We start from the raw sequence: 18,383 nt of genomic DNA on the forward strand, positions 1-18,383 counted from the left end.
CATGAATCCCAAAGTAAGCCTCATAATTGGCATCGTCTGCATCTCGTTCTCGCCAATATTTGTGAAGCTTGCCGAAGCCGCGCCACTGGCATCGGGCTTTTACCGGATATTTATCGCGTGGTTATTCCTGGCCCCATATTGTATTTTTGGAAAAAAGCTGAAGATCGGCTACAAGGACCTGTCTGTGGCACTGCTCGGCGGCGTGGTTTTCGGGGCCGATATTGCCGTGTGGAACATTTCGCTGATGAAGATCAGCGCAACTATATCAACCCTTATCGCTAACCTGGCGCCGGTTTGGGTAGGATTGTTGAGTTTCCTTATCCTGCGGAAAAAATCCGGCCTCCTGTTTTGGATCGGCACGTGGGTGGCCATCGGTGGTATGGTAATATTGGTTGGGGTCCATAATATCCTGCACCTGCAGTTTAATATAGGGCTTATCTATGCACTTGTGGCCAGTTTGTTTTACGCCATTTATATCATGATCACCAAAGGCATTCTGCAAAAAATTACTACGGTCACTTTTATGTTTTACAATATGCTTGGTGCGAGTGTTTTTTTGCTCGCCATTTGCAGCTACCAGCATACGGAAATGCTGCATTTTTCAACCGCAACCTGGCTCAACCTGCTGGGTATGGGGCTCATTTGCCAGCTTGCGGGCTGGATAACCATCAATTATGCCATCAATCACATGGAAGCCACGCGTGTTTCTATAGCCTTGTTGAGCCAAACCGTCATTGCGGGCATTTGGGCGGCATTCTTTCTGAACGAAACGCTGGCCATAAAAGAAATTGCCGGAAGCATTATTGTGCTTGCCGGCATTGCTGTAACTTTTCTGAAAAAGAAGAACAGGCTCAATAATGCCTAAAAAGGAACCTGTAGCCAAAATTGGCCGCTGGTCATGTCTATATTATTACCCGTATCGCTGCTGCCCTGCACTTTTACAAAATGTAATTCGAATAAACCTTTGGTAATATTTGTCGCAACATTATAGTCTGTAACCTTTACCGTATTGGTTTTGGTAGCGTCCAGCCGGTAAAGAATGCCCGGGCCGCTTACTCCCTCGGTTATTGTATAAATAGCGTCGTCGGCGCCAATGGCATACGTGCCCTTGCCGTGAAATGGCATTTTAATTATTACAGCAGAATTATCAGTGGAATTAAGCCCTTTTATTTGCAGCGAGTCACCCGGTGTTTTGCTCGTGATCGGGTCGGCTAACCACGAGGCATTATTCCTGTAAGCGCCCATAAATAATTCATCGCCGGTGATCTGTTTTTCTTTTTTACAGGATACTGCCGTGATGGTGCAAAATATTGCAGCTATAAAAACTAATTTTTTCATCTCTTCAGGTTATATGGTCATTTTCAAAAGGATATACGCCAAAGTAACAATTAGTGATACAGGCTGTTGGTAATTTCTTAATAACCCGGCACACGGGTGACCGGGTAAAAAACTATTTTTGTGGTTAACCCGATTGCATGATCACTAAACCCACCATCGACCGCATTATGGAAGCCATCGACATTGTCGAGGTGGTGGGCGAGTTTGTGCAATTGAAAAAACGCGGCGCCAATTATGTGGGCCTGTCGCCCTTCAGTAACGAAAGGACGCCATCCTTCACCGTGTCACCCGCCAAAGGTATCTTCAAGGATTTCTCTTCCGGTAAAGGTGGTTCGGCAGTTACCTTTTTGATGGAACTAGAGAAATTCACGTATCCTGAGGCCTTAAAGTGGCTCGCCAAAAAATATGGCATCGAGGTTGAAGAGACGGTCGAGTCATCCGAAAATAAAGAGGAGGAGAATCACCGCGAGAGCCTGATGATCGTAAGCGGGTATGCTGCCAAATTTTTCCATGAAAGCTTACTGGAAACCGAGGAAGGGCAAAATATTGGCCTTAGTTATTTTAAGGAACGTGGTTTCAGTAATGAAACGATAAAAAAGTTCGAGCTGGGCTATTCGCCCGACCAATGGGAGGCCTTTACCGGCAAAGCATTGAAGGAAGGTTACCAGCAGCAGTTTTTGGAAGAAACGGGCTTGTCCGTAAAACGCGACAACGGCACTTTGTACGACCGGTATCGCGGCCGGGTGATGTTCCCTATCCATAGTTTTACGGGCCGGGTTATCGCCTTCGGCGGACGAACACTTAAAACCGATAAGAACGTTCCGAAATATGTCAATTCGCCCGAGTCAGAGATCTACCATAAATCCAATATTCTTTATGGCTTATACTTTGCCAAAAAGGCGATAAGGGACGAAGACAACTGTTACCTGGTAGAAGGTTATGCCGATGTGCTTTCGGTTCACCAGGCGGGGATAGAAAATGTAGTGGCTTCCTCGGGTACGTCGCTGACGGTAGAGCAAATCAGGCTGATAGGCCGTTTTACCAAAAATGTCACCATACTTTACGATGGCGATGCCGCCGGTATCAAAGCCTCCCTTCGCGGGTTGGATATGATACTCGAGGAGGGCCTTAATGTAAAAGTGGTCCTGTTTCCGGATGGGCACGACCCGGACTCGTACGTGCGGTTGGTTGGTACCAGCGCCTTTAAATCCCACATCGATAAGAACAGGAAAGATTTTATTCTTTATAAAACCGACATTCTGCTTAAGGAGGCTGGTAACGACCCAATAAGGAGGGCCGATGTTATCCGCGAGATCGTTGAAAGCATCGCTAAAATTCCTGATTCCATTAAGGCTTCGGTATTCATTAAGGAATGCAGCCACATCCTCGAAATTGACGAACGGGCCCTGCTTTCCGAACTGAATAAAATGCGGCTGACCAAAGCCAAAAAAGATTCGCAGCAGCAGGCAAACAGGCAAATTGAGCCGTCAGACTATCTTCCTCCCGAGGAGTTGTCCCTTGAGCCAACGGTCAAAAAAGATGATTCGAACCAGGAACGCGAGATCATACGCCTGCTCTTACTATACGGCAATAAAATGATCGATTGGGACGGCATCGCCAATACTTACATCGGTCCGTTTATGATAGCCGAACTGGGCGACGTGGAGTTTGATCACCCGGTAAGTAAGAAGTTTGTTGAGCTGTATGCCAAAGAGGTGGAGAACGGAATTTTGCCCGAGGAACAATTTTTTATCCATTTTCCCGATAAGGAGATAGTGGATATTTCGGTTACGCTGCTGGCTACCAAATATACGCTGAGCGAGAACTGGTACGAAATGCACAAGATATTGGTGCCCGACGAGCAGATGAACATGAAGGCAACAATTTTGGGTGCGATATTTCACCTGAAAAAACAAAAGGTAGGCAAAATATTAGACGGCTTGCGCGGCGAATTGCAGAAGGTGGAAAATGAGGCCGATACCGAAATATTGCTGACGCAGTACATGCACATGAAAAAGGTGGAGAAAAGCATTTCGGATTACTTAGGTTCAGTTATTTTGAAATAATGGCGCAGCACCTCGAACTTGGCCGCAAGGGTGAGGGCCTGGCAAAAACATTTTTAGAGGGGCTTGGTTACGAAATATTAGATGAGAACTGGACGCACGGTAAATGCGAGATTGACCTGGTAGCCTACAAAGACAGCAAGATCATTTTTGTAGAGGTGAAAGCGCGAACCGGTAATGGTTTTGGCGAACCGGAAGATTTTGTAGACTTGCGAAAGCAAAAGTTGCTGGCCGAAGCAGCCGACGAATATATTTACCTGATGGATCACCAGGGCGAAGTACGCTTTGACATTGTAGCCATCCTGTTCGGCCGGGACGATGATCATACTTTAAAACACATTGAGGATGCCTTTTGGCCTTCTTCCAATTCAATATGAAAAATAGAATATTCCTTTTTGTTACCATCGTCGTTTTTACATACGGCTGCTCAAGCTGTAATAAAACTAAACAGGCCGCCGACGTATCTATTACCCCGGAAGCGGGCACAAGTTATAAATCCGGCGATGATGTGACGGTAAAAGTAAGTGTTCCGGCTGATATAAAACCGGACTCCATTGTTTACCTGGTGGATTCAACCCGCATCACCTCCAAAAAGGACTCGTCAGCCATAGTTCTGAAAACGGATACCTTTTCGCTGGGCCCAAGGGTCATCACCGCTAAAGTATTCCAGGCAGGCAAAAGCCAGGATGCAACTACCAATATCGTGTTATTGGCGGCCAGGGCACCTGAAGAAATGACGTACCAGGTTATAAAGAAGTTTCCGCATGATACCAGTGCTTATACCGAGGGACTGCTGTACCAGGATGGTTACCTGTACGAGACCACTGGTACCGAAGGGCACTCCGATCTTCGCAAAGTCGACCTTAATACCGGAAAGGTGGTTCAGCGCGCTAAACTCGATCCGCAATATTTTGGAGAGGGCAGCGCCATTATAGGGGATAAGATCGTGATGTTTACTTACCGGTCGAAGGTCGGGTTCGTATTTGATAAGAAAACTTTCAAATTGCTGAAAACCTTTAATAATAATGTAGGAGTCGAAGGCTGGGGGGTAACTTACGACGGCAAAAAAATGTACCTGGACGATAGCACTAACCGGATATGGTTTTTGGATCCCACCGATTACCGCGCGATAGGTTCAATTGATGTGTATGATGACAAGGGGGCTATAGACGAAGTGAATGAACTGGAATATATTCACGGTAAGCTATATTCGAACGTGTACACCCTCGATACGATTTTAGTTATTAATCCTAAAACCGGCGCGGTTGAGCAACGTGTGGATATGAAAGATCTATGGCCGCTGAAAGATCGCCCTGCAGGTTATGATAATGGTCAGAATGTGCTCAACGGCATAGCCTGGGACGAAAAGGGCCAGCGCCTGTTCGTTACCGGCAAAAAATGGCCTTATTTGTACCAGATTAAGTTTGTGAAAAAATAGGCCGAAGGGATTATAAATTAACTGGTTTCCAGCCATACTTATTCATGAACTCATTCACCTCTTCATCGAAAGGTTTTTTTGCATGATGAGTTTCCTGATTCTTGATGTAGTTGGACACTGTTTCAACTTGTGATTCGCTCACGGAAACGGCAAAGTAATCATCCTGCCAGCTGAATTTGTCTTCAGTCGGGTTGTTTTTATTGATCCACAATGAAGATTCGCCTTTTATAAGCTGGCTTATTTTAGAAATGCTCTGATCTTTTCCCAGTGAAATTAAACAATGTATATGGTCCGTGTAACCATTTATTGTTTTCAGAAATATATCCTTCTGTTTACAGTTTTCTATAATATGCTTTTGCAATTCATATCGGAGCTCTGTATTAAGCAATGGTTTCCTGTTTTTAGTGGAAAAGACCAGATGGATCCAAATTTTCACAAATGACATGGCGGTAAGGTTTGGCTAAAGCCGATTTTAGATTATTATATTTATCCGCGCCATAAATGGGACGGCAATGAATATAAAGATATTTCCCGAATTAGGCCGCTAAATAAAATTCATTGCCGTTGGCTTCAGCCAACGGATATAAAAAGGACGAAGATCCGGCTTTAACCATGCCTTTCGTCATTTGGCTAAAGGCGTCCATATTCATACAATATCCGTCCCAAGAATGGGACGGCAATGAATATAAAATGTTTCGGATAGATTGAAATTATACCCATTATTCATTGCCGTTGGCTTCAGCCAACGGATAAAAAAAGGACGAGGATCCGGCTTCAGCCGAACCTTTCGCCATTTGGCTAAAGCCATTCGTATTCATCCACTATCCGCCCCATAAATGGGCCAGTAATGAATTTAAAGATATTTCCCGAATTAGGCCGCTAAATAAAATTCATTGCCGTTGGCTTCAGCCAACGGATTAAAAAATAAAGAAAATCGACTTTAGCTTAGCTCAACGCCACGCCTTATACTGATTGATCAATCCGTTGGTCGACGAATCATGACTGTTTACATCGTCGTTGTTTTTCAATTCCGGCAGAATTTTCCCGGCCAATTGTTTGCCCAGCTCTACGCCCCATTGGTCGAAGCTGTAAATATTCCAGATGATGCCCTGTACAAATATTTTGTGCTCGTACATGGCTATCAACGAACCCAAAGTGCGCGGGGTGATCTTCTTAACCAAAAACGAATTGGTAGGGCGGTTGCCGTCAAACTCTTTAAAAGGGGCTAATTTTTCTATTTCGGCATCCGTTTTCCCGGAGGCTTTCAGCTCGGCAACTACCTCTTCCAGGGTTTTGCCATTCATCAAAGCTTCGGTTTGGGCAAAGAAGTTTGACAGCAGCATCTGGTGGTGCTCGCCAAGCGGGTTATGCGTTTGCGCAGGTGCTATAAAATCACACGGGATCAACTTAGTTCCCTGGTGTATCAGCTGGTAAAAGGCATGCTGACCATTAGTGCCCGGTTCGCCCCAAATGATAGGTCCGGTTGAATAGTCTACAGTGTTTCCATTGCGGTCGACATGCTTGCCGTTGCTTTCCATATCGCCTTGCTGAAAATAGGCCGCGAAGCGGTGCATGTACTGGTCGTACGGAAGAATGGCATTGGTCTCCGATTCGAAGAAGTTATTATACCATATACCTATCAGCCCTAATAAAACGGGAATATTTTCTTCAAATTCAGTATTCAGGAAATGCTGGTCAACCTGGTGTGCTCCGGTTAAAAGTTCGGTAAAGTTTTCAAATCCTATACTTAATGCGATGGATAGACCTATCGCGCTCCACAACGAATAACGGCCGCCCACCCAATCCCAAAACTCGAACATGTTTTTGGTGTCGATACCAAAGGCCTCAACGGCTTTTGCGTTGGTAGAAAGGGCTGCAAAATGCTTCGCGATATCTTTGTCGGTTGCACCACCTGCTATTGACCAATCGCGTGCGCTGTGCGCATTGGCCATGGTTTCCTGCGTGGTAAATGTTTTCGATGCTATCAGGAATAAAGTAGTTTCCGGGTTAAGCGTCTTTAGCGCTTCGGCAATGTGGGTGCCATCCACGTTGGAAACAAAGTGCATGTTCAAATGATTCTTGTATGGCCTTAGCGCCTCGGTCACCATCACCGGCCCAAGGTCCGATCCGCCGATGCCGATATTAACTACATCGGTTATAGCCTTGCCGGTGAAGCCTTTCCACTCGCCCGATATAATAGATTCGCTGAATGCTTTCATTTGCTGTAGCACCCGGTTTACGTCTTCCATCACATCTTTTCCGTCTACGTAAATAGGCTTGTTGCTGCGGTTACGCAAGGCTACGTGCAACACGGGGCGTCCCTCGGTGGCGTTTATCTTTTCGCCCGAAAACATCGCTTGTGCTGCCTCTTTTACCTTACACTCCTTTGCCAGCTGTATCAATAAAGCGACAGTCTCATCATCGATGCGGTTTTTGGAATAATCGACCAGGATATCGTTGAATTGGATCGAAAATTTGTTAAAACGTTCACTGTCAGCCTTGAACAAGTCTTTCAGGTTTTTTGACGTGATATCGATGAAATGGTCGGCTAAATATTTATAAGCCTGTGTCGAGGTAAAATCAATATTTGGCAACATAGTTGATGTTTTTTTACAAAAATAGAATTTAAATATTCAGGTATTGACATAATTATAGAAAGAGTGGTATAAGTGTGACAAATACAGTTCTTTCAGGTGTAAAAAACACACCATTTATTGTGTCGGTTCAACACACTAAGCTTAGTGTTTGTTTTACACAGTGTTAATTGAGAAATTATTAAATTATTTTGACAAAATATTTGAAAATCGAAATATTTAATTAATATCTTTGTCTCGTTGATAAGCAAAATTGAGATTTGTCACAATTTTGTCAATACACTAAAAGGGGAAATGTTTTATGTTTGAGAAACTATTTTTGTTAGTAAAAAATAACGCCGGGAAGGCTGTTATCGACAATCCTGAAATACCTGAAAAATATCGCGAAGCGATCATCAATGATGCGTCGAGTTCGATCATCGAGGTTTTAAAAGGCCAGATGGAATCGGGTAAGTTAAAGGACCTGGTTAAATACTTTCAGTACCCGGATATATACCAAAATCCGCTGGTAACCAGCATTGTTAACAAATTTGCCAATAAACTGAATAAGTTTTATGGAATGACCCCCGCAACTGCCTTAAATACCGCGAACTCGTTAATGCCGCCGGTTATGATCGAATTGATCAAACAATCGAAAAGCGAGCAGAACAAAGAGTTTGCACTGAGTTCATTCCTGTCCAAGATCAACGGGAACCGTGTGGACCTGAGCCGGCTGGTTGACGGGATGAAGGTTGGATAAATATCGAATTAAGATACACTATCTATAAAAACAAGTTCGGAGGGGCTGTAAATTAATTTTACAACCCCTTTGACGTTTTTATAAGCCATGGGCAAGCTAGCTGCATGTTAGAAAATTAGAAAGTTTAAGTATTGGCCGCTGAATCCTAATTCGCACATCCGCACATCCATAATTTGCACATTAAATTTATATTTGCCGCATGACTAAAGAACAGGTACAGGATTTAAGGGATAGAATAACTTCCCTGAGGAGGCATCTTTGACATCGATGCTAAACTCGATGCGCTTCAAAAAGAACAGGAAATAACCGTAGGTCCGCATTTCTGGGACCATCCCAAAGAAGCCGAAAAGGTACTGGCTTCCATCAAAACCAAAAAAGTTTGGACCGACGCGTTTCAACAAGTGGAATCAGCTGTTGAGGATACCGGCGTTGTATTTGAATTTTACCAGGCCGGAGATGCTACCGAGGCCGAAATGAAGGAGCAGTTTGATGCCGCAACAAAAGCAGTTGAAGAACTGGAATTCAAAAACATGCTCTCGTCCGAAGAAGATCAGCTGAATGCGGTACTCCAGATAACTGCCGGCGCCGGTGGTACCGAAAGCTGTGACTGGGCCGGTATGCTGATGCGCATGTACATTATGTGGGGCGAAAAGAACGGCTACAAAGTTACCGAGCAGGATTTCCAGGAGGGGGATGTGGCCGGTGTGAAAACCGTAACCCTGCAGTTTGAAGGAGATTTTGCTTACGGATATTTGAAGGGTGAGAACGGCGTCCATCGTTTGGTGCGCATATCCCCGTTCGATGCCAATGCCAAGCGCCATACTTCGTTTGCTTCGGTATATGTTTATCCGTTGGTGGATGATACGATAGAAATAGAGATAAACCCTGCAGATATAGAATTTGAAACCTTCCGCTCGGGCGGTGCCGGCGGGCAGAACGTGAACAAGGTGGAAACAGCCGTACGTTTATATCACAAGCCATCGGGAATTATCATCAAAAACCAGGAGTCGCGTTCGCAGCTTCAGAATAAGGATAATGCTATCCGCTTGTTGAAATCGCAATTGTATGAGATCGAGATGCGCAAGAGGCAGGAGACCAGCAACGCGATAGAAGGTAACAAGAAGAAAATAGAGTGGGGCTCACAGATCAGGAATTACGTATTGCATCCCTACAAACTGGTGAAGGATCTGCGCACCGATCACGAAACATCTAACGCCCAGGCGGTATTGGATGGAGACCTAAACGACTTTCTAAAAGCGTACCTGATGGAATTTGGAGGCTCGAAGTAATCGTTTATATTTGAACGTCGTACCTATCTATAACCTGGTTATGTTAAAATTTCGTCGTACTATATTGCCGTTAGCTATGCTAATTTCGTCCGTTGCTTTTGCTCAGCAAAAGCCTATACTGCTTTATCCTGGCGGTGTGCCCAATTCAAAACCGGCGCCGGATACTTATAAGGAAAAGACAGAAGGATATAGCATTAGTATGGTAACCGAGCCGACGATTACCCCATACTTCCCAGAGAAAGATAAAGCTACCGGTACGGCCATCGTTATTTTTCCGGGAGGAAGCTATATCAACCTGGCATCCGATCACGAAGGAAGGGCCATCGCCCTTGAATTCAATAAGATCGGCGTTACTGCATTTGTGGTTAAGTATCGCCTGCCGAGTGACCAGATCATGGTGGATAAAACCATTGGGCCGCTGCAGGATGCCGAACGTGCCATTCAGATGGTGCGCGAAAGGGCAGCCGAATGGGGCGTAAATCCTCATAAAGTAGGCGTCATCGGCTTTTCGGCCGGCGGGCACCTGGCTTCCACCATCGATACCCATTTTGACAAAGTTGTTATTGACAACAAAAACAACATCAGTGTTCGTCCCGATTTTGCCATGCTGATATACCCGGTGATAAGCTTCGGTCCGTTTGCGCACGCTTTTTCGCGCGAAAACCTGATAGGCAAAAACCCGTCGCAGCAACTGATCGACCTTTACTCAAACGAAAAGCAGGTAACAGCAAATACCCCGCCTACCTTTTTAATACATGCCGAAGACGATGATGTAGTGCCGGTGCAAAACTCCCTGCTGTTTTACGACGCCCTGGTTAAAAACAAGGTAAAAGCCGAAATACACCTCTTCCAGGCCGGTGGCCACGGCTTTGGCCTGAATAACCCTACTACTACCGACCATTGGTTTGATTGGGCGGCAAACTGGTTAAGGGGGAATGGGTTTTAGATAACAATTATTAAATGAACAGTGCAGCATGGTATCACCTAAACAAATTCTTGTCGCCACCACATCCGATTTAGGAGATGTGAAAATTATTAAACATCTAAAGCCCGTATCAGCTCATGTTGTTGCTGGAACCAATGTTTTTAGCGACTTGGCAGCTTCTTTTACAGACATCTTTGGAGGAAGGTCTGAGTCTTATCAAAAACAGTTGGCATCGCTTTACGATGAAGCTGTAGAACGAATTAAAGTCGCCGCATTTGAAATCGGAGCTAATTGCGTTTTAGGCCTAAAAGTCGACATAGACGAGATATCAGGAAAAGGTAAGGCAATGTTTATGATAACATCGATAGGCACCGCTGCAATAGCAGAAATTGACAATAAAATCACTACGCAAGACGACTCGAATTCAAAACTTGAAAATGTTAGCATTCAAAAATTAAGAGTGCTCAAAAAAAAGAACAAAATCTTGCGGGACGCAGGTTTACCAAATTGGCAAATCGACGATGAATTATGGGATTTCATAACAGAAAATCAGGTAGATGAGGTTTTCCCATCTTTGATAAATCTTTATAAAGGTCAGTTGAACAACTATCAGACGGAAATCGCAGATAATCTCTACAAACGAATGGTTATTTACCTTAGTAATTTCCCAGATGAGAGGCGAAAGGAGATGATTTACCAAGCTGTTTTTCAAGAAGATGATAGAAAAATTGTAAAAAATTTGAGTAACATTATTGAAAGGTTTGAGTTATTGGATTTAAAACGAATTTTGAATATTTTAATCAATGGCAAAGTCGAAGAACAGAAAAAAGCTATTTTAATGCTTACTTATGATAAAGCGTTTTACAATAATGAGGATTTAGTAGATCTGCAAAAAATCAAAGAACTAATAAGTGATAAATTTAATGAAGTAGGCACACGGTCGACTAAAAAACAATTGTTATCATCAAAAGAAAAAGAAATTTGGATTTGCAATTGCGGACAGTCAAACGAAATTGAAAATAGTACCTACTGCACCAAATGCGGTAATAATATTTATGGGTTTAAGAATGATGAACTTTCGCCCGATATTGCCATTAAAGTAATTGATCAAAAAGTAAAATTGATATCGCATTTTATTTCTTGATTCTAATTCACTGTCTCCAGCAACTCATTCAACTCCACCACTTTTTCCGTGGATACAGGATTTTCACAGGAGCCTATTCGGTTCGCCTGGCCCATGTAAATGTTTTTTGTGTTCGGGTATTGATCGCAAAAACAATGAATTATAATTTTTGAGCGATGTCTATCCGATCGATACCTGCGTAATTCGGCGACCGTGCTACGATAATGCCGTCGTATGAATAAGTATTTAAAAGATCGGCTGCAGCAATAATGATATAGTTATGCTCACGCAAAAAATTGATACAATCCTCATGTAACTCGTTGGAGTGCGTGCTGATAAAAAAATAGCCGATAATATCTTTACTGATGCTTTCTATCGCACCGTTCAGCATATCAAGTTCGGCCCCCTGTATATCGCAATGCAAGATATCGATGAAATCAATTTTTTTATCTTTTACAATGTGGTCTACACTAAGCGTAGGAATGCCCTCAAGGTCGACAGCACCGCCTATAAAAGCATGGTTAAAATCACCCTGGAAGTTATTTTCCTGGTAGTTTGCCTCTCCAACCACTAGGTTTTTATCGACAGGTTCATATAAATAAGTTTTACCGCCTTCTACCTTACTTAAAAACCACATCGAATAAAATGCCCAGTACGACCCAAGTTCGATCATGGTGCTATTCGCGCGCAGTTGCTTTAAAACTTCGTGGAATACCCTTTCCTCCTGCGGCTCATGAACGCCTTTGTTTTTAACCAGCATACGGGTTATGCCGCTGCCATAATACCCATCGCGCTGCACTTTTATGCCATTGTGCATTACCTGGAAATCGCCCTGTATAGCGCCGGCATTCTTTACGCGTGGTATGTATTTGTTATCTGTACAATTTATAACGTCGTTGATGCGCGCATCCCATTCCTTGCGTGAAGTATGGGTTCTTTTGATCTTATTAAGCAATCTTTTAGCCAGTTGCCGCATACTTTAGATGATTAGGTTTGGCTAAGATAATAGATTCGTTAATCAATTAAGCATCCAATAGGCCCAGTAGTTCGTTTAACTCAACCACCTTTTCCGCCGACCCCAGATTTTCATAGGAGCTTATTAAATTACGCAGTATGCGCCGGATAATATCCGCATTGGAACAAGGTTCATAAAACTGCTTTTCGGCATGCAATTTTAAATTCTTCAGGAACATATCCACATCCCGGCGGCCAAATATGGTGCCACGGCTAAAGGCGTTAATGTAAAATAAGATACCGCCTTCAAATTCGGTTTCCATACTCTCATCTACATACGCCAGGATGAAATGCTGCGGAAGGTTAACGCCATAAACCGGGATATCCAGTTTTTGGGCGATGATGGAATAGATGATAGCCAGCGATATCTGGTTGCCTTTTTTGGTCTCCAGTACCTGGCTCAGGTAGCTGTTTTGCGGGTCCTGGTGATTGGAGGTATTGCCGCTGAAGCCATGAATATTATAAAACACGTGGTTGATGAGCTTCACCTGCTCTGCCGGGCTTGCATCATAGATCATTTGCAGCCATATATCACGTTTGATAGCTTCGATCTGGTTGATCACCTTTTGTTCGTCCAGGTCGGGGTACTGGTATTTATTAATGGCGATAACACCCTGCAGCAGGTCAAATGCCCCGCCCTGGTACCACAATTTAAGCTCTTCTTTCAAAAGGCGGAACTGTATCTCGTGCACCAGTTCGGCAATGCGCTCCTGCTGTATCGGGTCGAACGCCTCTTCCCAGGCCGACTCCAAATATTCTATTACCTCGCCACCGTAGGAGGCCAGTTTATCATGTATATGCTCGAATATCTCTTTGTCGGGGTCATCAAGCAATTTTATTAGTGAGTGTATTTCTTTAGGGTCTATCATTCAAATACTAAAATGTAATTTGCCTCACCTAAATCCTCTCCAAGGGCGAGGACTTTGAAGTGAAAGGCTCAACTTTGTTTTACTTGGTCCCTCTCTCTTGGAGAGGGGCTGGGGTGAGGCTTAAGCTGCTCATCCCAAAATCATACTAAAATACTAAACCTTTGTCTAATTTTGAGCCATGTTCAATCTCCGGTTCGCGAAGGACTACATCCTTCATCGGCTCAAAGCAAAAACCAGGCATGGCACGCACTCGCCTTTTGTTTACAGGCTCGTCGACAGTGTAATTTACGACTTTAGTAACAAAAAAGTATACGAAAAGGTTGAGGACCTGCGCCGCGAATTGCTTTCTGACGAAAGAGTGATAAACGTGACCGACCTGGGCGCCGGGTCGCACTTAAATAATAACCGGGAAAAGAAAGTTGCCGACATCGCCAAAAATGCCTTAAAGCCCCGTCAGCTGGCCCAATTGCTCTATCGCCTGGTTGCCGATCTGCAGCCCAGCAATATCATCGAATTAGGTACCTGCCTGGGTATCACTTCTGTTTACTTAAAGGAGGCGGCCCCTGACGCTGAGTTATATACTCTGGAAGGCTGCCCCCAAACGGCAAACATCGCTCTCGAAGTATTTCGCAAAGCTGGCGTGTACGGCATACACGAGATAACCGGGAATTTTGATGATACCCTGCCCGGCGTCATTAATGGTCTGGATAAACTCGACCTTGTGTTCATCGACGGCAACCATACCAAAGAAGCAACTTTGAAATATTTTGAATGGTGCCTGCCCAAAGTACACGAAAATACTTTGCTGATCTTTGATGATATTTACTGGAGCGAAGGCATGAAGGAGGCCTGGGCCGAAATAAAAACACACCCGCAGGTAACGGTAACGATAGATTTGTTTTGGATAGGTTTGGTCTACTTTAAAAAGGGCCAGGCTAAGGAGAATTTTTTGATAAAAATATAATGATGTGCAGATTTCAAATGTGCAAATGAAAAGATTAAACCTTCGTTATCTGCATATCCGCACGTCCACTCATCTGCACATCAAAATGCCTGTCCCAAACCAATATAAAACCCGCTCTGCCTTTGCTCGCCGGCTACTTTTTGCCCGATGCCATAATCAGCACGGATGCTGAGGCCTTTCTCCGTATCAAAGAAATAACGCAGGCCACCGCCATAGTTTGGTTTTAAGGTGCTGACAGAAAACTTCCCGTGTGCTACTTCCCCCGCTCCAACAAATCCGACAATACCGATACGGTCGCTGATGCGGTAGCGCAATTCGGTTTGCCCGGCGATGAAATTCCGGTCGCGGTAGCGGCCGTTGTAATAGCCGCGCATCATTTCGTCGCTGCCCAGCGAGGGTAGTAAGTAAAAAGGCGATGATCCGCCTGTCAGGCTTTGTTCCTGTATATCCAGGCCGAGTATCAGGTTGCTGTTCAGCTTGAAAAATTGCGAATATTCGATCCCAAAAAATCCGCCCGTGTAACCGTTGTTTGAAAAGACGCCTTTCATTAGCTTGTAATAAGCGTTGATGATAAGCCCTTTGGTGGTATACGTATTGTTATCGCGGTTATCAAGAACCAGGCTTGGGCCTATGTAAATACCTCCGCCGCCATCGCGGTCCTCAATTTGCGGACCGGTAATAAATATGCCTGTTGGCGGTGTGTCAAAATAAGAATAATGATAGGCTCCGGCTACAAAACCTGCATAAAGGTTTTTTGTTACCAGCTTTGCATCGCTTAAATCCAGCTTAAAGCGCTTTTCATCCACATGGTCCGCATCTGCTTTGCGCGTGTTGTTGCCAATGCCGTAAAAGTTGAAAGGGTAATTGATATAGCTTACGGAGGCGGTATAATGATATAGATTTTTCGGACTCCAGTGATCGGTGCTCACGCTGAAATGGCTCTGGCCTTTAGTGGTGACCGATACGTACGGATAGATATTGGATACCCGCGTATGATTGGCTGTAATGGTATCCGAGTAAAACGAATACAAACCGGCTCCGCCTACCTCCAACCCCGTCTCCGGCGCCGAAGTAACGATAGGCAGCACAACAAAACTGCTGTGTTTGGTGCTGTCCTTATCGAAATACATCTTTTTGATAAACTTTTGGATGCCCTGCGCCTGTGACTGTTGAAAGCAAAATAATGTGAGAGATAGTACAAACAGTTTTTTCATAGCAGGTTGAGGCCACTAAGATAAGCCCAAATTCTTAAATTAAAATGCCGCTTAAAAAGTCCCTCACCTTTTGGAGAGGGATTTAGGGTGAGGCTAAGTTGAGGCCACTAAGATAAGGATTTGTGGTTAGTTAACCTGTGGTCAGTGATTAGTTAGCGACCGATAAAAAGCCGTTTATCAATCACAAGTTAACTAATCACTAATTAACCAGTCACTAATCACTACTTCCAAACAAAAAAGCTAATTTTGCCGCAAATTTTGAATGAGACCATGAGCAACACACGCGGACCAATTTCCCAGTTTATAGAAAAAAATTACCTGCATTTTAATGCCGCGGCATTAATGGATGCAGCCAAAGGTTACGAAACCCATTTAGCCGAAGGCGGTAAAATGATGGTTACCCTTGCCGGCGCCATGAGTACTGCCGAACTTGGCATCTCGCTGGCCGAGATGATCCGCCAGGATAAGATCGCTATTATATCCTGCACCGGTGCAAACCTAGAAGAGGATATCATGAACCTGGTTGCGCATTCGCATTACAAACGTGTGCCTAATTACCGCGACCTTAGCCCGCAGGACGAATGGGATTTGCTCGAAAACCATTATAACCGTGTGACCGATACCTGCATTCCCGAGGAGGAAGCGTTCAGACGTTTGCAAAAGCATATCCATAAAATATGGAAAGATGCCGACGACAAAGGCGAGCGCTACTTTCCGCACGAATTCATGTATAAGATTTTATTGAGCGGCGAACTGGAGCAATACTACGAGATAGACCCCAAAAACTCGTGGATGCTGGCCGCTGCCGAAAAGAACCTGCCGATTGTTGTACCCGGATGGGAAGACTCTACCATGGGTAATATCTTCGCTTCTTATGTCATCAAAGGGCAGATCAAACCAACCACCATGAAAAGCGGTATCGAATACATGGCCTGGCTGGCCGACTGGTATGTAAAAAACTCGGAAGGCAAGGGAATAGGATTTTTCCAGATAGGCGGCGGTATAGCCGGCGACTTCCCGATATGTGTGGTACCAATGCTTTACCAGGACATGGAAATGGAGAACATCCCATTCTGGAGCTACTTCTGCCAGATATCCGATTCTACCACATCGTACGGTTCATATTCGGGCGCTGTACCCAACGAAAAGATAACCTGGGGCAAGCTTGACATCAATACACCGAAGTTTATAGTTGAGTCGGATGCAACCATTGTTGCGCCGTTAATTTTTGCGTGGCTGTTAAAACAATAAATATTAATTCAAAAAAAGTTAATATTGTATTATAAAACCTATTTAAGCCCATTGATTAAAAAAATGCCCTGGCGACCTATTTTAGGGGCTTTTCGTATTTATTTAGAACGATTATAAATTATATATAACTGTCATTAATTTGTCAGCCATACTGTAATAAATTTTACTTTTGTGGCTGAAAAATCTGAACGATTAATACGTCTGCAATTGGTTTCAAACAGATAATACGGAAAATTATTTAGCATAAATACACTTTATGAGAAGCATCTCATTGATTTTAAAACAATTCTCAAGGTCGGTTCTGCTTGTCGCCGGTTTTACTATTTTGGGTCTTTCTGCGTATGCGCAGGGAGATGCCGCCAAAGGCAAAACCATATTTGAAGCAAAATGTACCGCATGCCATAAGGTCGACCAGCGTTTGATCGGTCCCGCTTTAGGCCCGCAGCTTGATAAGGAAACTGACGAAAAGTTCCTGGTAAAATGGATACAGAACAACACGGCGCTCATTGCAGCAAAGGACCCCAAAGCCCTGGCTATCTACAATGAGTATAACCAGTCTAATATGACTGTTTTTCCCGATCTGACCGATGCCGACGTTACGAACATTTTAACCTATGTGCGTACAGAGTGGAAAACCATGCAGGAGGATGCGAAAAAAGCTCCGGCTGGTGGCGCTGTTGAAACCGACAAAGGCCCAAGCAATATCATGATATTCGGCCTTATCGGTGTTATCCTTGTAGCCTTTATAGTTATCATGGTATTGAACAAGGTTGTTAAAACGCTTGAACGCCTGATAGCTAATAAACCCGACCTGCTGGTTGAACCTGTTCCTGTTGAAGAAGTACAGGTTGATAAATATGCAGGTATCAAAAAGCTTGCGAAAAATAAAAAGTTTGTATTCTTTGTATTGCTGTGCGTATCTATAGCCGGCGGCGGATGGACCTGGATGACCATGTGGAATACCGACGTGCACCAGGGTTATCAGCCTGTTCAGCCGATCAAGTTCCCGCACGACCTGCATGCGGGCGCTATGAAGATCAACTGCCAGTACTGCCATACGGGAGCTTATAAATCAAAAAATGCTTCTATCCCTTCGCTAAATGTTTGTATGAACTGCCACAAGGTGATCACTGGCCTTAAAGGCTCTAATGCTCCGTCTGCAGAAATACACAAGATATACGATGCGCTTGGGTACGATCCGCAGACGCAGAAATACGACAGCACCAAGATGAGGCCGGTACAGTGGGTTCGCATCCATAACCTGCCCGATTTTGCTTATTTCAACCACTCGCAGCACGTAAAAGTACAAGGCCTGAAATGCCAGACCTGCCACGGGCCGGTTGAGACCATGAAAGAGGTTTATCAATACTCGCCCCTTACCATGAAATGGTGTATCCAGTGCCACAAACGTACCGAGGTTAACACAAAAGGAAACGCTTATTACGAAAAAATGGAAGCTGTTCACGAAATGATAAGGAAAGGTGAGAAAGTGACAGAAGCCATGATGGGCGGTATCGAGTGCGGCAAGTGCCATTATTAATAAATATTTGAAAAACATTACA

At 44.2% G+C, this 18,383-nt stretch carries 17 protein-coding genes; 11 read left to right on the top strand and 6 right to left on the bottom strand.

Annotated elements, in window-relative coordinates:
* Nucleotide 1 precedes the first annotated feature (1 nt).
* A complete protein-coding gene (locus tag VL525_RS12085; protein WP_325386843.1) occupies nucleotides 2-865 on the top strand; it encodes a DMT family transporter in 864 nt (287 codons plus the stop codon).
* Here VL525_RS12085 and VL525_RS12090 read toward each other — a convergent pair.
* Nucleotides 862-1,338: a hypothetical protein gene (locus tag VL525_RS12090; RefSeq protein ID WP_325386844.1), complete on the bottom strand. Its 477-nt coding sequence runs from the start codon at nucleotides 1,336-1,338 to the stop codon at nucleotides 862-864. The genes VL525_RS12085 and VL525_RS12090 overlap by 4 nt on opposite strands.
* A gap of 137 nt (nucleotides 1,339-1,475) precedes the next feature.
* Between VL525_RS12090 and dnaG the strand changes: the two genes are divergently transcribed.
* The 3 genes from dnaG to VL525_RS12105 are packed head-to-tail and all read left to right on the top strand — an operon-like array spanning nucleotide 1,476 to nucleotide 4,839.
* Nucleotides 1,476-3,404 (top strand): DNA primase, encoded by a 1,929-nt coding sequence (dnaG, locus tag VL525_RS12095; RefSeq protein ID WP_325386846.1) that lies wholly within the window; start codon nucleotides 1,476-1,478, stop codon nucleotides 3,402-3,404.
* On the top strand, nucleotides 3,404-3,778 hold the full coding sequence (locus tag VL525_RS12100) for a YraN family protein (protein WP_325386849.1): 375 nt from the start codon (nucleotides 3,404-3,406) through the stop codon (nucleotides 3,776-3,778). The genes dnaG and VL525_RS12100 overlap by 1 nt, the downstream gene beginning before the upstream one ends.
* Nucleotides 3,775-4,839, top strand: a complete 1,065-nt coding sequence (locus VL525_RS12105) for a glutaminyl-peptide cyclotransferase (protein WP_325386851.1) — start codon at nucleotides 3,775-3,777, stop codon at nucleotides 4,837-4,839. Before VL525_RS12100 ends, VL525_RS12105 begins: the two co-directional genes overlap by 4 nt.
* 10 nt (nucleotides 4,840-4,849) lie before the next feature.
* Here the strand turns inward: VL525_RS12105 and tnpA are convergent, their stop codons facing one another.
* Both tnpA and pgi read right to left on the bottom strand, forming a co-directional pair.
* On the bottom strand, nucleotides 4,850-5,284 hold the full coding sequence (gene tnpA / locus VL525_RS12110) for an IS200/IS605 family transposase (protein WP_325386853.1): 435 nt from the start codon (nucleotides 5,282-5,284) through the stop codon (nucleotides 4,850-4,852).
* Nucleotides 5,285-5,789: 505 nt separating this feature from the next.
* Nucleotides 5,790-7,436 carry a glucose-6-phosphate isomerase gene (gene pgi / locus VL525_RS12115; protein ID WP_325386855.1) on the bottom strand — a complete coding sequence of 549 codons (1,647 nt, stop codon included), beginning with the start codon at nucleotides 7,434-7,436 and terminating at the stop codon, nucleotides 5,790-5,792.
* Between the two features lie 298 nt (nucleotides 7,437-7,734).
* Here pgi and VL525_RS12120 point away from each other — a divergent pair, with 298 nt between their 5' ends.
* The 4 genes from VL525_RS12120 (at nucleotide 7,735) to VL525_RS12135 (ending at nucleotide 11,530) form a co-directional block, all read left to right on the top strand.
* The gene (locus VL525_RS12120) at nucleotides 7,735-8,172 is read left to right on the top strand and encodes a hypothetical protein (protein WP_325386857.1); all 438 of its coding nucleotides are present in this window, start codon (nucleotides 7,735-7,737) and stop codon (nucleotides 8,170-8,172) included.
* A gap of 199 nt (nucleotides 8,173-8,371) precedes the next feature.
* Nucleotides 8,372-9,461, top strand: a protein-coding gene (gene prfB, locus VL525_RS12125) for a peptide chain release factor 2 (RefSeq protein WP_325386859.1) whose coding sequence is annotated in 2 segments (ribosomal slippage) — nucleotides 8,372-8,431 and nucleotides 8,433-9,461 — 1,089 coding nt in all. Because the reading frame shifts where the segments join, the coding sequence is not laid out codon by codon here.
* A 40-nt stretch (nucleotides 9,462-9,501) separates the two neighbouring features.
* Nucleotides 9,502-10,407 carry an alpha/beta hydrolase gene (locus VL525_RS12130; protein ID WP_325386862.1) on the top strand — a complete coding sequence of 302 codons (906 nt, stop codon included), beginning with the start codon at nucleotides 9,502-9,504 and terminating at the stop codon, nucleotides 10,405-10,407.
* Nucleotides 10,408-10,435: 28 nt separating this feature from the next.
* Nucleotides 10,436-11,530: a YbjQ family protein gene (locus VL525_RS12135; protein ID WP_325386865.1), complete on the top strand. Its 1,095-nt coding sequence runs from the start codon at nucleotides 10,436-10,438 to the stop codon at nucleotides 11,528-11,530.
* A gap of 139 nt (nucleotides 11,531-11,669) precedes the next feature.
* On the opposite strand, the gene VL525_RS12140 is transcribed toward VL525_RS12135, so the two are convergent.
* Nucleotides 11,670-12,485: an FkbM family methyltransferase gene (locus VL525_RS12140; protein WP_325386867.1), complete on the bottom strand. Its 816-nt coding sequence runs from the start codon at nucleotides 12,483-12,485 to the stop codon at nucleotides 11,670-11,672.
* 46 nt (nucleotides 12,486-12,531) lie between these two features.
* Nucleotides 12,532-13,392 carry a transglutaminase-like domain-containing protein gene (locus tag VL525_RS12145; protein WP_325386870.1) on the bottom strand — a complete coding sequence of 287 codons (861 nt, stop codon included), beginning with the start codon at nucleotides 13,390-13,392 and terminating at the stop codon, nucleotides 12,532-12,534.
* 178 nt (nucleotides 13,393-13,570) lie between these two features.
* Between VL525_RS12145 and VL525_RS12150 the strand changes: the two genes are divergently transcribed.
* Nucleotides 13,571-14,356: an O-methyltransferase gene (locus VL525_RS12150; protein ID WP_325386872.1), complete on the top strand. Its 786-nt coding sequence runs from the start codon at nucleotides 13,571-13,573 to the stop codon at nucleotides 14,354-14,356.
* 80 nt (nucleotides 14,357-14,436) lie between these two features.
* On the opposite strand, the gene VL525_RS12155 is transcribed toward VL525_RS12150, so the two are convergent.
* Nucleotides 14,437-15,570, bottom strand: a complete 1,134-nt coding sequence (locus VL525_RS12155; RefSeq protein WP_325386874.1) for a polymerase — start codon at nucleotides 15,568-15,570, stop codon at nucleotides 14,437-14,439.
* A gap of 270 nt (nucleotides 15,571-15,840) precedes the next feature.
* Here VL525_RS12155 and VL525_RS12160 point away from each other — a divergent pair, with 270 nt between their 5' ends.
* Nucleotides 15,841-16,821, top strand: a complete 981-nt coding sequence (locus VL525_RS12160; RefSeq protein ID WP_325386876.1) for a deoxyhypusine synthase family protein — start codon at nucleotides 15,841-15,843, stop codon at nucleotides 16,819-16,821.
* Nucleotides 16,822-17,077: 256 nt separating this feature from the next.
* The gene (locus VL525_RS12165; RefSeq protein WP_325386878.1) at nucleotides 17,078-18,361 is read left to right on the top strand and encodes a c-type cytochrome; all 1,284 of its coding nucleotides are present in this window, start codon (nucleotides 17,078-17,080) and stop codon (nucleotides 18,359-18,361) included.
* Nucleotides 18,362-18,383 lie beyond the last annotated feature (22 nt).

This window comes from Mucilaginibacter sp., assembly GCF_035492695.1.
Taxonomy (GTDB): domain Bacteria; phylum Bacteroidota; class Bacteroidia; order Sphingobacteriales; family Sphingobacteriaceae; genus Mucilaginibacter.

What these genes read in the sequence shown, in the direction of transcription:
- VL525_RS12090 (WP_325386844.1), bottom strand. Translation starts at nt 1,338, where the DNA reads ATGAAAAAATTAGTTTTTATAGCTGCAATATTTTGCACCATCACGGCA.
- pgi (WP_325386855.1), bottom strand. Translation starts at nt 7,436, where the DNA reads ATGTTGCCAAATATTGATTTTACCTCGACACAGGCTTATAAATATTTA.
- VL525_RS12135 (WP_325386865.1), top strand. Translation starts at nt 10,436, where the DNA reads ATGGTATCACCTAAACAAATTCTTGTCGCCACCACATCCGATTTAGGA.
- dnaG (WP_325386846.1), top strand. Translation starts at nt 1,476, where the DNA reads ATGATCACTAAACCCACCATCGACCGCATTATGGAAGCCATCGACATT.
- tnpA (WP_325386853.1), bottom strand. Translation starts at nt 5,284, where the DNA reads ATGTCATTTGTGAAAATTTGGATCCATCTGGTCTTTTCCACTAAAAAC.
- VL525_RS12100 (WP_325386849.1), top strand. Translation starts at nt 3,404, where the DNA reads ATGGCGCAGCACCTCGAACTTGGCCGCAAGGGTGAGGGCCTGGCAAAA.
- VL525_RS12105 (WP_325386851.1), top strand. Translation starts at nt 3,775, where the DNA reads ATGAAAAATAGAATATTCCTTTTTGTTACCATCGTCGTTTTTACATAC.
- VL525_RS12155 (WP_325386874.1), bottom strand. Translation starts at nt 15,570, where the DNA reads ATGAAAAAACTGTTTGTACTATCTCTCACATTATTTTGCTTTCAACAG.
- VL525_RS12160 (WP_325386876.1), top strand. Translation starts at nt 15,841, where the DNA reads ATGAGCAACACACGCGGACCAATTTCCCAGTTTATAGAAAAAAATTAC.
- VL525_RS12165 (WP_325386878.1), top strand. Translation starts at nt 17,078, where the DNA reads ATGAGAAGCATCTCATTGATTTTAAAACAATTCTCAAGGTCGGTTCTG.
- VL525_RS12150 (WP_325386872.1), top strand. Translation starts at nt 13,571, where the DNA reads ATGTTCAATCTCCGGTTCGCGAAGGACTACATCCTTCATCGGCTCAAA.
- VL525_RS12120 (WP_325386857.1), top strand. Translation starts at nt 7,735, where the DNA reads ATGTTTGAGAAACTATTTTTGTTAGTAAAAAATAACGCCGGGAAGGCT.
- VL525_RS12130 (WP_325386862.1), top strand. Translation starts at nt 9,502, where the DNA reads ATGTTAAAATTTCGTCGTACTATATTGCCGTTAGCTATGCTAATTTCG.
- VL525_RS12145 (WP_325386870.1), bottom strand. Translation starts at nt 13,392, where the DNA reads ATGATAGACCCTAAAGAAATACACTCACTAATAAAATTGCTTGATGAC.
- VL525_RS12140 (WP_325386867.1), bottom strand. Translation starts at nt 12,485, where the DNA reads ATGCGGCAACTGGCTAAAAGATTGCTTAATAAGATCAAAAGAACCCAT.
- VL525_RS12085 (WP_325386843.1), top strand. Translation starts at nt 2, where the DNA reads ATGAATCCCAAAGTAAGCCTCATAATTGGCATCGTCTGCATCTCGTTC.